Raw genomic sequence first — 13,152 nt, forward strand, 5'->3', positions numbered from 1 at the left:
CGGAGACCGTCCCGGTCGCGGACCCGGTGGCGAGCGCCGCGCTGGCCGCCGATCCGGCGACCGCGCTGGCCCTGCTGCGCACCGGCGAGCTCGCCGTGCACGGCCGGATCACCACGGCCTCCAACGGGGTGCTCTACTGCACCGTCACGCTGGACGGCCGGACGGCGCCGTGCGTCTACAAGCCGGTGGCCGGGGAGCGCCCGCTCTGGGACTACCCCGACGGCACGCTGGCCGGGCGCGAGGTCGCGGCGTACCTGGTCTCGGCCGCCACCGGCTGGGCGCTGATCCCGCCCACCGTGCTGCGGGACGGCCCGCACGGCCCCGGCATGGTGCAGCTCTGGGTGGAGCCGGACGAGGCCGCCGAGGACCTGATCGACCTGCAGGACCCGGCCGGCCCCGAGCCGGGCTGGCTGCCGATCGTCCTGGCCGACGTCGGTGGCGGCCGTACCGCGCTGCTGGTGCACCGGGACGACCCGCGGCTGCGCCGACTGGCGGTACTCGACGCGGTGCTGAACAACTCGGACCGCAAGGGCGGCCACTGGATCGCCGCCGCGGACGGCCGGCTGTACGGCATCGACCACGGCGTGACCTTCGCGGAGCCCGCCAAACTCCGTACGCTGCTCTGGGGTTGGGCCGGTGAACCGCTGCCGCCGGAGACTCCGGAGGTGCTTGCCGCGCTGGCCGAGAACCTCGGGGGCGCGCTGGGGGAGAGCCTGCGCCCCCATCTCACCTCCACCGAGCTGGCGGCCGTCCGGGCCCGGGTCGCCGAGCTCCGGGACACCGGCAGGCACCCGCTGCCCGCCCCTGACTGGCCGTCGATTCCCTGGCCGCCCGTCTGAGTGCCGCCACTCGGCCGAGGCGATCAGGAGTGGTCGGAAACTCATTCCAGCCGATCTCGGCTACTGGTTAGCCTTTCAAATGATCGCAAGGTTAGAGTCGGAGCCATGCATTCCTGGCCCGCCTCCGAGGTACCCGCCCTGCCTGGTCAGGGGCTTCCCCTCCGAATCCACGACACCGCCACGGGCAGCGTCCGGGAGGTCGTCCCGCAGGGCCCGACCGCCCGCCTGTACGTCTGCGGGATCACCCCCTACGACGCCACCCACCTGGGTCACGCCGCCACCTACAACACCTTCGACCTGGTGCAGCGGGTCTGGAAGGACGCCGGTCACGACGTCCTGTACGTCCAGAACGTGACCGACGTGGACGACCCGCTGCTCGAGCGCGCGGTCGCCACCGGCCAGGACTGGACGGTGCTGGCCGAGCGCGAGACCGCGCTGTTCCGGGAGGACATGACCGCGCTGCGGATGCTCCCCCCGGCGCACTACATCGGTGCCGTCGAGTCGATCCCGTGGATCGTCCCGCTGGTGAAGAAGCTGCTGGCCACCGGTGCCGCCTACGAGCTGGACGGCGACATCTACTTCTCGGTCGAGTCCGACCCGCACTTCGGCGAGGTCTCCGGGCTGACCCGGGAGGAGATGCTGCCGGTCTTCGGCGAGCGCGGCGGCGACCCGGACCGGCCCGGCAAGAAGCACCCGCTGGACGCCCTGCTCTGGCTGGCCGCCCGGCCGAACGAGCCCGCCTGGGACACCGAACTCGGCCACGGCCGGCCCGGCTGGCACATCGAGTGCGTGGCGATCGCGCTGGAGTACCTGGGGATGTCGTTCGACATCCAGGGCGGCGGCAGCGACCTGTCCTTCCCGCACCACGAGATGGGCGCCGCGCACGCCCAGGTGGCCGTCGGCGGCCACCCCTACGCCCGGGCCTACGTGCACGCCGGGATGGTCGCGCTGGACGGGCAGAAGATGTCCAAGTCGCGCGGCAACCTGGTCTTCGTCTCGGCGCTGCGCCGGGACGGCGTGGACCCGGCCGCGATCCGGCTCGCCCTGCTCGCGCACCACTACCGCAGCGACTGGGAGTGGACCAAGGACGACCTGGCGCTCGCGCTGGAGCGGCTGGACCGCTGGCGCGCGGCCGTCTCGCGGCCCGACGGCCCGTCGGCGGACACCCTGCTGACCGAGGTCCGGGCGGCGCTGGCGAACGACCTGGACGCCCCCGCCGCGCTCGCCGCGGTGGACCGTTGGGCCGAGCGGCAGGCCACCGAGGGCGGCACCGAGCTCGGTGCGCCCGGCCTGGTCTCGCGCACGGTCGACGCCCTGCTGGGTGTCGCACTGTAGACAGGCACCGAACGGGTGAGGGGGCATCAGCGACCGCTGATGCCCCCTCACCCGTTCCGGGTCACCGTCGTGCCCGGTGGCTAGCTCTCCGGCTCGTCCGGCGGGTTGTCCGTCCGCGGCTCCGGGTCGGCGGGGCGCTCGGCGGTGGCGTGGCCGGAGACCGGCTTCTCACCGGTCGGCCCCAGGTTGTCCCGGCGGCGCAGGTAGCGCTCGAACTCGCGGGCGATCGCGTCGCCGGAGGCCTCCGGCAGCTCGGCGGTGTCCTGGGCCTCCTCCAGCTGCTGGACGTACTCGGCGACCTCGCTGTCCTCGGCGGCCAGCTGGTCGACCCCGATCTGCCAGGCCCGGGCGTCCTCGGTCAGCTCGCCCGGCGGGATGCGCAGGTCGAGCAGGTCCTCCAGTTTGTTGATCAGCGCCAGCGAGGCCTTCGGGTTCGGTGGCTGGGCCACGTAGTGCGGCACGGCCGCCCAGAGCGTGACGGCCGGCACCCCGGCGTGCGCGCACGCCTCCTGGAGCACCCCGACGATCCCGGTGGGGCCCTCGTACCGGCTCTCCTCCAGGTCGAGCGTCCTGGCCAGGTCGGCGTCCGAGGTGACCCCGCTGACCGGCACCGGCCTGCTGTGCGGGGCGTCACCCAGCAGGGCGCCCAGGATGACCACCAACTCGACGCCCAACTCGTGCGCGAAACCGAGTAGTTCGTTGCAGTACGAGCGCCAGCGCATGCTCGGCTCGATGCCCCGGACCAGCACCAGGTCGCGCGGCTTCGGCTCGGTCACCCGGACCACCGACAGTCGGGTGGTCGGCCAGGTGATCCGGCGCACCCCTCCGTCCAGCCAGACCGTGGGCCGGTTGACCTGGAAGTCGTAGTAGTCCTCGGCGTCGAGGGCGGCGAACACCTTGCCGCCCCAGGTCTCGTCCAGATGTCCCACGGCCGCCGAGGCGGCGTCTCCCGCGTCGTTCCAGCCCTCGAACGCGCAGACCATCACCGGGTCGATCAACTCGGGAACATCTTCCAGCTCGATCACCCAGCGTCTCCCTCCGGACCTGACTCCGCATGGAACGGTCCGTTCCATGGTCCCTACCTGCCCAGCCTACGAGCTTTGATGCCTCGGCCGGGGAGGGTCGGGAAGCGTCGAGCCTATCCCGGCGGGGTGACCGAAACACAGTCGATTGTCGCAGCCTACTGGACAGGTGTCCATCAATGATGGACAGTTGTCCAGGAAGAGTCGAGGGCCCGTGCGGGCCGGTGCGAAGGAGCGAGACCCATGCAGATCGTCGCGAACGTCCTGGTCGGCCTGGTGGCCGCGTTGCACGCCTGGATCCTGGTGCTGGAGATGTTCCTCTGGGAGGGTGCGCCGGGGCGCAAGCTCTCCGGCTTCGACGCCGCGACGGCCAGGCTGACCGCGCCGCTGGCGGCCAACCAGGGCCTCTACAACGGGTTCCTGGCGGCCGGCCTGGTCTGGGGCCTGATCGCGGGTGACCCGACCGGCCACCGGGTGCAGGTGTTCTTCCTGAGCTGCGTGGTGGTCGCCGGGCTGTACGGGGCCGCCACCGCCAACCGGCGGATCCTGTTCGCCCAGGCACTGCCCGGGGCGCTCGCGCTGGCCGCGGTGCTGGTGGCCGGGTGACCGGCGGGGCCGACGCGGGTGGGGCCGGTGGCGTGGGCGGGACCGGCGCGGGCGGGACGGGTGTGGGTGGGACCGGCGCCGACCCGCGCGCCGAGCGCACCAGGGCGCGGCTGCGCGCCGCCCTGCTGGCCGAGTGCGCCGAGCGGCCGCTGGCCGAGCTCGGGGTCGCGGCGCTGACCCGGCGGGCCGAGGTCGGCCGGGCCACCTTCTACGTGCACTACCCCGACCTGCAGGCGCTCGCGGTGGACGCCTGCGCGGAGGTGGTCCGGGACGGGGTGGCGGCGCTGCACGCCTGGCGCGGGGTGCCCGACCCGGCCGTGCCGCCGCCCGCGCTGGCCGGGTTCCTCGCCGTGCTCGGCCGGCACGCGGCGCTCTACCGGGCGCTGCTGACCTCCGAGGGCGGGGGGCCGCTGGGCGAGCTGATGCACCGTGAACTGCGCGAGTACAGCCGACGGGAGCGCGAACTGGCCGGTGCGCCGCACGCCGCCCTGGTCGCCACGGCGGTGGCCGCCACCTTCACCGGGCTGCTCGCGGACTGGCTGCACGGCGGGATCACCGGGACGCCGGAGGAGCTGGCCGCCCGGAGCTGGCGGCTGCTGATCGCGCTGCACCGGACCCCGCTCGACCCGGCCTGACCAGGACCGGGAGACCCTGACAGATGTCAGGTACCGAGCGGTTCCGCCCGGTGGTTCGCTGAGTCTCGGCGCGGGAGAGCCCGCGCCGGGACCAGTTGGACCAGTTAGGAGAGCCCTCATGTTCGGTGTACGCAGGCTGGCCATGGCCGGTGCCGCGATCGCGCTCGGTGTCGCCTCCCTCGGGGCCACCGCCGCCAGCGCGGATGCGGCGAGCGGTTGCTACGGGATCGGCGGCGGCAAGTACAACTGCCACGTCTGGAAGACCGCCCCGACCTTCTGGGAGCACAACGTCCGGGCCGGCACGCTGAATGCCGGCACCAACTACTTCTACTGCCAGGCGGTCGGCACCACCATGTCCGACGGTCCGTACTACAACAAGTGGTACGCCAAGACCGACGACGACAGCGGTAACAAGGGCGTCTGGGTCAACGTCATCTACCTCTCCGGCGGCGGCAACGACGAGCCCGTGCCGGGGCTGCCCACCTGCTGACGCCCCGTCATCCGCCGTACTGCGCCAGGTAGCGCAGCACCAGGTCGACATGGGGTCGGACGCGCTCGGGGACACCCCCGGCGTCGGCCACCGTCTTGTCGCTGGTCCGGTAGCCGGCGGCGACCAGTGCCCGCAGGTCGCCGCCGGTGCCCCGGCGCTTGAGCTGCTGGTCCAGCCAGCAGACGTAGTTGCCCATGGTGACGATGGCGTCCGGGGCCGACATGTAGTCCTTCCGGCCGTCCCCGTCGCCGTCCTGCGCCCAGGCCTTGAAGACCGAGGGCGTCCACATCGCGATGCCGTACTCCTCGGTCGCCGGGCGGGCGGCGGTGGGGTCGAAGCCGCTCTCCGCCTTGAGCATGGCGGCGATCAGGGCCGGGCTGATCTCCGGTTCGGGGCAGGCCCGGGCGGCCCGGAGGATCGGCTCGCGCAGGGCGGCGGGCACGTCGGCGTCGGCCGGCAGGGCACCGGCCACCGGGGGAGGTGGTGGCAGCGGCGTCCGCCCGGGCAGGCCGGCCCAGCCCGCCGGGGCCGCGGCCAGCAGTGCCAGCAGGATCAGCCGGGCGATCCGGCGCCTTCGTCGAGGGGGTGGCGTGTGCAGAGCTCGCAGTCTGGCCGTCAGTCGGCCCGCGTCAGGCCGTACCGCCTGGTCCACCGCCAGGCAGTCGGCGATCAACGCCCGCCACCCGGGCGGCAGCCGTTCGTCCAGCCGCAAGGGCGTAACGCCGCGCGCGTACGCCTGCGCGGCCAGCCCCCGAGCCCGTGCGGTCGCGCCGAGGAAGGGGTGCAGGCCACCGCTGAGCACCTGGTGGGCCAGCACCCCGAAGGCCCAGACGTCGGCCCCCGGCCGGAGTTGCACGCCCCGGGGCCCCGAGCGCTGCGACCACCACTCCGGTGGCACGTGGTCCAGCGAGCCGAGCGGCGGGATGTAGGCGTGGGTGCCCTCCAGTTCGGTGGTCAGCCCGAAGTCCGCCAACCGGACGCTGCCGTCGGCCATCAGCAGCACGTTGCCCGGCTTCAGGTCGCCGTGCACCCAGCCCTTGGCGTGCATGTGGGCCAGCCCGGTGCACAGTTCGGTCAGCAGCGGCCCGGCCCGGGGGAGCGGGCGGCCGGGCTCGGCGTCCTGGAGCAGCTGGTGCAGGCTCTGCTCTGCGCGTTCCATCACCAGCGCGACGGCGCCGTCCAGCGCCTGCCGCTCCGGATCCCGGACGGTGACCACCGCCAGGGTCCGGATCAGCTGCGGGTGGTCGGCCCGGCGGCTGAAACGGATCTCACGCCGGGTCAGTTCCGCCAGGGTCCGGCGCTGCCCGGGGGCGAGCCGTCCGGGCAGCAGGAACTTCACCGCCACCGGGCTCCCGTCGGCCTCGCTGCGCGCCGCGTACACCCGGCCCCAGGCGCCCGCTCCGATCGGGCCGGTGATCCGGTAACCGGCCACCAGATAGCCGGTCGGCACGTCGGTCGGCTCCATCGGCACCGGGGCTCAGCACCCGCGCGGAGCCGGGGCGGGCGACGGCCTCGGCGCGACGACCGGCGCGGGCAGCAGTGCGGGCAGCAGCGCGAGGTGCTCCTCGCGGACCAGGTCGAAGCGCAGGGCCAGCGAGACCAGCTCCTCCCGCTTGCGGCCGGTCCGCCCGCCGTCCTCGCACTCCCGCAGCCGGAGCTTGGTGTCGGCCAGGTAGTCGATGTGGTAGTTGACGGCGGATCGGGTCAGCGTCCGGCAGCCCGGGAGCCGGCGCAACCGCTCCAGCACGTCGTTCACCCCCGGCACGGCGGCGGCCGAGGGGTCGCGCAGCCGGGGTTCGCAGAGCGCCAGCAGGACCAGGAAGTACTTGGCCGTCGGATCCAGCGCGAACGGGCTCACCGTGAGGTCACCGCCCTTGTGGTCCGGCAGCCCGTCCAGGTAGGCGTGCTGCGGCGCGAAGACCTTGAAGTCGCTCGGCCCGTCGACCGACGGCAGCACCACCCGGGCGAACTCGAACGGCACCGGTGCGCCCAGCCGCCCGGGGGCCACCTTGACGTGCTCGCCGGCCCCCTCCAGGTTCTCCACCACGTAGGTCGCGCTGGAGCTGAAGTTGGACAGCCGCCAGTAGTCCTCGGCCGCCGTCACCTCGCCCGCCCGGCGGGAGACCCCCTGGTCGGCCAGCTCGATGGCGACCGGACAGTCCGGCGCGCCCCGGCCGAAGTCCGCCTGCTCACCGGGCCCCATCCGGAGCAGCCGGGGCCGCTCACCGGGTGCCTCGCCCCGGCGCGGCGGCAGTTGGACGATGACGGTGTCCATCGGGGCTCCTCCGGCCGGCGGCGGTCGTGCGCGAACCATGCTAGACGCTCCGTCGTCGGCCGGTCACCATCCGTACGAGTGGCCGCCGTTCGGCCGAGCCGGGCCGGATCACCGCCGGTCGAAGTCACCCCGCCGCCACCGCCGCCACCACCGATGGCCCGGCCGGCCCCGGCGTCAGCTCCAACCGGCCCGGTAGGCCGCCCAGTCCGCCGGGGTCGCGGTGAAGTCGACGTACAGCGCCAGGCCGAAGTTCGGCCGCCCCGGCGCCGTCCGGTCGAGCCCGAGCCGGGCACCCCGGACGGCGGCGGCCACCGTCTCGGCCGAGCCCCGGTGCCCGAAGGTGTCGTCCTGGTAGGCGGGCAGCCCCATCAGCAGGTCCACCTGAGGCGGTGTCACCTCCAGCGCCAGCGTGGTCTGCTGCGCCACGTACCCGCCGTACAGCGACCGCACGGGCATCCCCGTGTCGTACGACATCACCGCCACCTGCTCGACCCGCCGGGCCACCTCGGCGAAGTACGCCTGCGACCACCACTTGCCGTGGTCGAAGACCGTGGCGGAGAGCGCGTGCAGGCCCGGCAGCGGGTCGATCTGCGGGGTCGCCACCGAGAGCGGCACGCCCCGCGCGGCGGTCAGCGCGTGCGCCTGGTCGAGCAGGGCCAGGAAGCCGGCCGAGCCGGAGCGGATCGGCTCCAGGTCGTAGTGCACCCCGTCGAAGCCGAGATCCAGCACCTGTCCGCTCGCCGCGGTGATCCGGTCGCGGACGGTGCGGTCCGCCAGCTCCAGGCCGTCCTTCTCCGGCCGCACCACGTCGCCGAGCCAGGCCTGCACCCGCAGCCCGGGCAGTTCCCGGTGCACCTCGGCGAGGAACTGACGGGCCCTCGGGTAGCGGTCCGTGGGCAGCGAGCCGTCGTGCTCCAGCGGCCCGGTGTGCACGTACAGGTCGCGCACGCCCGTCCCGGCCAGCAGCCGCGTCAACGCGGCGACGTCCGCCTCCCCCTTCCGTCCGTCCACCCAGGCGTGCCCCAGCCAGAGCGCGTCCCGGCCCCTGGTCCTGGCCTGGTCGGAGGGGTCGCCGGAGTACTGCCGGCCCAGCGCGAGGGCGGCCCCGGCCACCGGGAGCAGCGCCAGCAGCAGGGCGAACAGGCCGCTCACCCCGGCCCGCCGCCACCGCGACCAGCCCCGCCAGATCCGGCCGATCCGCTTGATCATCTGTCCTCCCTGTGGGCGGAAGACGCTCAGGATGCGAAACGGGTTCCCGACCTGGGCGTTCGGCCCGTTACCCTGACCGCGTGCGTCCCGTACACGGACGGGACGCATAGCCGACAGCCGTCGCACCCAGGGAGTAGCCCCATGGCCACAGCCGTCCCCGCATCCGCACTCACCATCGCCGCCGCGCAGGACCGCGCGAACGCGCTGCGCGAAGCCCTCGCCACCCGGGTGGTGGTGGCCGACGGCGCGATGGGCACCATGCTCCAGGCGCAGGACCCGTCGATGGAGGACTTCGAGCAGCTCGAGGGCTGCAACGAGGTGCTGAACCTGACCCGCCCGGACATCGTGCGCGCCGTGCACGACGCCTACTTCGCGGTCGGTGTGGACTGCGTGGAGACCAACACCTTCGGCGCCAACCACGCGGCACTGGCCGAGTACGACATCCCGGAGCGGGTGCACGAGCTCTCCGAGGCCGGTGCCCGGGTGGCCCGCGAGGCCGCCGACACCTTCACCGCGCAGGACGGTCGGATCCGCTGGGTGCTCGGCTCGATCGGCCCCGGCACCAAGCTGCCGACGCTCGGCCACGCCCCGTACGAGCTGCTCCGGGACGGCTTCCAGAAGAACGCCGCCGGTCTGATCGCGGGCGGCGCCGACGCGCTGCTGGTGGAGACCAGCCAGGACCTGCTGCAGACCAAGGCCGCCATCCTCGGCTCCAAGCGCGCGCTGGCCGAGGCCGGTCTCGACCTGCCGGTGCTGGTCCAGGTGACGGTGGAGACCACCGGCACCATGCTGCTCGGCTCGGAGATCGGCGCCGCGCTCACCGCGCTGGAGCCGCTCGGCGTCGACTACATCGGCCTGAACTGCGCGACCGGCCCGGCCGAGATGAGCGAGCACCTGCGCTACCTGGCCAAGAACGCGAAGATCGGCCTGTCCTGCATGCCGAACGCGGGCCTCCCGGTGCTCGCCAAGGACGGCGCGCACTACCCGCTCAGCCCGGTCGAGCTGGCCGACGCGCACGACACCTTCACCCGCGAGTACGGCCTGTCGCTGGTCGGCGGCTGCTGCGGCACCACCCCCGAGCACCTGCGCGCGGTGGTCGAGCGGGTGCAGGGCCGTCCGGTGACCGCCCGCGACCCGCGTCCGGAGCCGGCCGCCGCCTCGCTCTACCAGCCGGTGACGTTCCGTCAGGACACCTCCTACCTGGCGATCGGCGAGCGCACCAACGCCAACGGCTCGAAGAAGTTCCGCGACTCGATGCTGGCCGGCGACTGGCAGGCCTGCGTGGAGATCGCCCGGGAGCAGATCCGGGACGGCTCCCACCTGCTCGACCTGTGCGTGGACTACGTCGGCCGCGACGGCGTCGCGGACATGAAGGAGATCGCGGGCCGGCTGGCCACCGCCTCCACCCTGCCGATCGTGCTGGACTCCACCGAGCCGGAGGTGCTGCGGGCCGGCCTGGAGGCACTCGGCGGCCGCGCGGTGCTCAACTCGGTCAACTACGAGGACGGCGACGGCCCGGACACCCGGTTCGGCCGGATCGCGAGCCTGGCCCGGGAGCACGGCGCCGGCCTGATCGCGCTGACCATCGACGAGGAGGGCCAGGCCCGCACCGCCGACGCCAAGGTCGCCATCGCCGAGCGCCTGATCACCCAGCTCACCACCGAGTACGGGGTGGACGAGGGCTCGATCCTGGTGGACTGCCTGGCCTTCACCCTGGGCACCGGTCAGGAGGAGTCCCGCCGGGACGGCATCGAGACCATCGAGGCGATCCGGGAGCTGAAGCGCCGTCACCCCGACGTGCAGACCACCCTGGGCCTGTCCAACATCTCCTTCGGCCTCAGCCCGGCCGCCCGACAGGTCATCAACTCGGTGTTCCTGAACGAGTGCGTCGAGGCCGGTCTCGACTCGGCGATCGTGCACGCCTCCAAGATCCTCCCGATGGCCCGGATCCCGGACGAGCAGCGCGCGGTCGCGCTCGACCTGGTCTACGACCGCCGCCGCCCGGCCACCGACACCGAGGAGAGCTACGACCCGCTGCAGAAGCTGCTCCAGCTCTTCGAGGGCGTCAGCATGGCCAGCTCCGCCGCCTCCAAGGCCGAGGAGCTGGCGGCGCTGCCGCTGGAGGAGCGACTGCAGCGGCGGATCATCGACGGCGAGCGCAAGGGTCTGGAAGCCGACCTGGACGAGGCGCTGGCGGAGCGTCCGGCGCTGGAGATCGTCAACTCCACCCTGCTGGCGGGGATGAAGGTGGTCGGCGAGCTGTTCGGCTCCGGCCAGATGCAGCTGCCGTTCGTGCTGCAGTCCGCCGAGGTGATGAAGACCGCGGTGGCGCACCTGGAGCCGCACATGGAGAAGTCCGACGACGAGGGCAAGGGCACCATCGTGCTGGCCACCGTCAAGGGCGACGTCCACGACATCGGCAAGAACCTGGTCGACATCATCCTGTCCAACAACGGCTACACGGTCGTCAACCTCGGCATCAAGCAGCCGGTCTCGGCGATCCTGGACGCCGCCCAGGAGCACCGGGCCGACGTGATCGGGATGTCCGGCCTGCTGGTGAAGTCCACCGTGATCATGAAGGAGAACCTCCAGGAGCTGAACCAGCGTCAGCTCGCCGCCGACTACCCGGTCATCCTCGGTGGTGCCGCCCTCACCCGGGCCTACGTCGAGCAGGACCTGCACGAGATCTACGAGGGCGAGGTCCGCTACGCCCGGGACGCGTTCGAGGGCCTGCGCCTGATGGACGCGCTGATCGCGGTCAAGCGCGGCGTCCCCGGCGCGGTGCTGCCGGAGCTCAAGCAGCGCCGGCACGCCCGGGTCGAGGTGGAGGAGGTCGAGGAGGTCAACCTCGGGCAGATCCGCTCCGACGTCTCGGTGGACAACCGGGTGCCCGCGCCGCCGTTCTGGGGCGACCGGATCGTCAAGGGCATCCCGTTCGCCGACTACTCCTCCTGGCTGGACGAGGACGCGCTGTTCAAGGGTCAGTGGGGCCTGAAGGCGGCGCGCACCGGCGGTCCGTCCTACGAGGAGCTGGTGGAGACCGAGGGGCGCCCCCGGCTGCGGATGTGGTTGGACCGCCTGCAGACCGAGGGCTGGCTGGAGGCCGCCGTGGTCTACGGCTACTACCCGGCCGCCTCCAAGGGCGACGACCTGCTGGTCTACAACCAGGACGGCTCCGAGCGGACCAGGTTCACCTTCCCCCGCCAGCGCCGTGGCCGCCGCCTCTGCCTGGCCGACTTCTTCCGTCCGGAGGAGAGCGGCCAGAAGGACGTGCTCGGCCTGCAGGTGGTCACCATGGGCAACCGGATCTCCGAGGCGGCCAACGAGCTGTTCGCCGCCGACGCCTACCGGGACTACCTGGAGCTGCACGGCCTGTCGGTCCAACTCGCCGAGGCGCTGGCCGAGTTCTGGCACGCCCGGGTCCGGTTCGAGCTGGGCTTCGGCGACGAGGACCCGCAGGACGTCAAGGACATGTTCGCGCTGAAGTACCGCGGCGCCCGCTTCTCGCTCGGCTACGGCGCCTGCCCGGAGCTGGAGGACCGGGCCAAGATCGCCGAGCTGCTGCAGCCGGAGCGGATCGGCGTGGTGCTCTCCGAGGAGTTCCAGCTGCACCCGGAGCAGTCCACCGACGCGATCGTGATCCACCACCCCGAGGCGAAGTACTTCAACGCGCGCTGACGGCGCCGGGCGGGCGCCGGGGCCGGCCGCCAGGGTGGGCGGCCACCCCCGCGCCCGCCCCGGCCCGCCCGCGCCTCTTCAACAGCGGGTAACCGAAAGGCCGCGCTCCGTTCGCTCCGAACCAGGGAGCGGGGCGTATCCTGGATCACCCTGAACGGGCCGGTCCGCTCACCAGCGGGTCGGCCTGTGTCATCCCCGGGGACGGCCGGACGGAAGGACGCCCACCATGACCACCATCTCCACCGCCACCACCCAGAGGCTCGACCAGGTGGACGGCGACGGCCTCCAGGCCGTGCTGCTGGACATGGACGGCACCCTGGTCGACACCGAGGACTTCTGGTGGCAGTCGGAGGTCTCGCTCTTCGCCGAGCTGGGATACCAGCTGAACGAGGCGGACCGCGCGCACGTGGTCGGCGGCCCGATGAGCCGGGTGCTGGACTACCTGATCGCGACCACGGGCGTCGGGCTCAGCCAGGCCGAGCTGACGGTGCTGATCAACCAGCGCTTCGTCGACCTGCTGGCCGGTGGCGTCCCGCTGATGCCCGGGGCCGAGCGCCTGCTCAACACGCTTGCCGCACACGGCATCCCGGCCGCGCTGGTGTCCGCCTCGCACCGGCACATCATCGACATCGTGCTGGACAGCCTGGGGCGGCACCACTTCGCCTTCTCGGTCGCGGGCGACGAGGTGGCCCGCACCAAGCCGCACCCCGACCCGTACCTGGCCGCGGTGGCCCGGTTCGGCGCCGAGCCCGGCCGCTGCGTGGTGGTCGAGGACGCCCCGACCGGGGTGCAGGCGGGCCTGGCGGCCGGCTGCCCGGTGATCGCGGTGCCCTCGGTGGCCCCGATCGAGCCCGGCCCCGGCCGCACCGTGCTGCGCTCGCTGGAGCAGCTCGACCTGGAGCTGCTGCGCGCGGTGGTGGCCGCCCGGGTCTAAGACCGTTCCACCTCGGTCCGCCCGCACCGGAAGGTCACGATTCGGTGTGACCTTGCTCTCGCGACCGCTGCCCGCCGTCACCGACCGGAGACGGCGGGCAGCGGTCGGTTCGGGAGAAAACGGGCATTG

The 13,152-nt window shown here is 73.0% G+C and carries 11 protein-coding genes; 7 read left to right on the forward strand and 4 right to left on the reverse strand.

Going from position 1 to position 13,152, the window contains the following annotated elements; translation table 11 throughout:
- Nucleotides 1-26 precede the first annotated feature (26 nt).
- Together OHV05_RS29185 and mshC are read left to right on the forward strand one after the other, a co-directional pair.
- On the forward strand, nt 27-839 hold the full coding sequence (locus tag OHV05_RS29185; protein ID WP_405020334.1) for an SCO1664 family protein: 813 nt from the start codon (nt 27-29) through the stop codon (nt 837-839).
- A 105-nt stretch (nt 840-944) separates the two neighbouring features.
- The gene (gene mshC / locus OHV05_RS29190) at nt 945-2,174 is read left to right on the forward strand and encodes a cysteine--1-D-myo-inosityl 2-amino-2-deoxy-alpha-D-glucopyranoside ligase (protein WP_405020335.1); all 1,230 of its coding nucleotides are present in this window, start codon (nt 945-947) and stop codon (nt 2,172-2,174) included.
- A gap of 80 nt (nt 2,175-2,254) precedes the next feature.
- Here mshC and OHV05_RS29195 read toward each other — a convergent pair whose 3' ends face one another.
- Nucleotides 2,255-3,199 (reverse strand): PAC2 family protein, encoded by a 945-nt coding sequence (locus OHV05_RS29195; protein WP_403031911.1) that lies wholly within the window; start codon nt 3,197-3,199, stop codon nt 2,255-2,257.
- A gap of 240 nt (nt 3,200-3,439) precedes the next feature.
- On the opposite strand from OHV05_RS29195, the gene OHV05_RS29200 reads away from it, so the two are divergent.
- From OHV05_RS29200 to OHV05_RS29210, 3 genes are all read left to right on the forward strand, one after another.
- On the forward strand, nt 3,440-3,802 hold the full coding sequence (locus tag OHV05_RS29200; RefSeq protein ID WP_405020336.1) for a DUF1304 domain-containing protein: 363 nt from the start codon (nt 3,440-3,442) through the stop codon (nt 3,800-3,802).
- A gap of 62 nt (nt 3,803-3,864) precedes the next feature.
- Nucleotides 3,865-4,437: a TetR/AcrR family transcriptional regulator gene (locus OHV05_RS29205; protein ID WP_405021571.1), complete on the forward strand. Its 573-nt coding sequence runs from the start codon at nt 3,865-3,867 to the stop codon at nt 4,435-4,437.
- Nucleotides 4,438-4,555: 118 nt separating this feature from the next.
- Complete coding sequence (locus tag OHV05_RS29210) at nt 4,556-4,927, forward strand: hypothetical protein (protein WP_405020337.1); 372 nt, start codon at nt 4,556-4,558, stop codon at nt 4,925-4,927.
- A gap of 7 nt (nt 4,928-4,934) precedes the next feature.
- Here OHV05_RS29210 and OHV05_RS29215 read toward each other — a convergent pair whose 3' ends face one another.
- From OHV05_RS29215 to OHV05_RS29225, 3 genes are all read right to left on the reverse strand, one after another.
- Nucleotides 4,935-6,392 carry a serine/threonine-protein kinase gene (locus OHV05_RS29215; protein WP_405020338.1) on the reverse strand — a complete coding sequence of 486 codons (1,458 nt, stop codon included), beginning with the start codon at nt 6,390-6,392 and terminating at the stop codon, nt 4,935-4,937.
- Between the two features lie 12 nt (nt 6,393-6,404).
- On the reverse strand, nt 6,405-7,202 hold the full coding sequence (locus tag OHV05_RS29220; RefSeq protein ID WP_405020339.1) for a serine/threonine protein kinase: 798 nt from the start codon (nt 7,200-7,202) through the stop codon (nt 6,405-6,407).
- 174 nt (nt 7,203-7,376) lie between these two features.
- Nucleotides 7,377-8,411: a hypothetical protein gene (locus OHV05_RS29225; RefSeq protein WP_405020340.1), complete on the reverse strand. Its 1,035-nt coding sequence runs from the start codon at nt 8,409-8,411 to the stop codon at nt 7,377-7,379.
- A 141-nt stretch (nt 8,412-8,552) separates the two neighbouring features.
- Here OHV05_RS29225 and metH point away from each other — a divergent pair, with 141 nt between their 5' ends.
- Together metH and OHV05_RS29235 are read left to right on the forward strand one after the other, a co-directional pair.
- Nucleotides 8,553-12,089 (forward strand): methionine synthase, encoded by a 3,537-nt coding sequence (metH, locus tag OHV05_RS29230; RefSeq protein WP_405020341.1) that lies wholly within the window; start codon nt 8,553-8,555, stop codon nt 12,087-12,089.
- A gap of 226 nt (nt 12,090-12,315) precedes the next feature.
- Entirely contained in the window at nt 12,316-13,023 is a 708-nt protein-coding gene (locus OHV05_RS29235) for an HAD family hydrolase (RefSeq protein WP_405020342.1), read from the forward strand.
- Nucleotides 13,024-13,152 lie beyond the last annotated feature (129 nt).

The organism is Kitasatospora sp. NBC_00070, from assembly GCF_045041205.1.
Lineage (GTDB): Bacteria > Actinomycetota > Actinomycetes > Streptomycetales > Streptomycetaceae > Kitasatospora.

What these genes read in the sequence shown, in the direction of transcription:
- mshC (WP_405020335.1), top strand. Translation starts at nt 945, where the DNA reads ATGCATTCCTGGCCCGCCTCCGAGGTACCCGCCCTGCCTGGTCAGGGG.
- OHV05_RS29200 (WP_405020336.1), top strand. Translation starts at nt 3,440, where the DNA reads ATGCAGATCGTCGCGAACGTCCTGGTCGGCCTGGTGGCCGCGTTGCAC.
- OHV05_RS29210 (WP_405020337.1), top strand. Translation starts at nt 4,556, where the DNA reads ATGTTCGGTGTACGCAGGCTGGCCATGGCCGGTGCCGCGATCGCGCTC.
- OHV05_RS29215 (WP_405020338.1), bottom strand. Translation starts at nt 6,392, where the DNA reads ATGGAGCCGACCGACGTGCCGACCGGCTATCTGGTGGCCGGTTACCGG.
- OHV05_RS29220 (WP_405020339.1), bottom strand. Translation starts at nt 7,202, where the DNA reads ATGGACACCGTCATCGTCCAACTGCCGCCGCGCCGGGGCGAGGCACCC.
- OHV05_RS29225 (WP_405020340.1), bottom strand. Translation starts at nt 8,411, where the DNA reads ATGATCAAGCGGATCGGCCGGATCTGGCGGGGCTGGTCGCGGTGGCGG.
- metH (WP_405020341.1), top strand. Translation starts at nt 8,553, where the DNA reads ATGGCCACAGCCGTCCCCGCATCCGCACTCACCATCGCCGCCGCGCAG.
- OHV05_RS29235 (WP_405020342.1), top strand. Translation starts at nt 12,316, where the DNA reads ATGACCACCATCTCCACCGCCACCACCCAGAGGCTCGACCAGGTGGAC.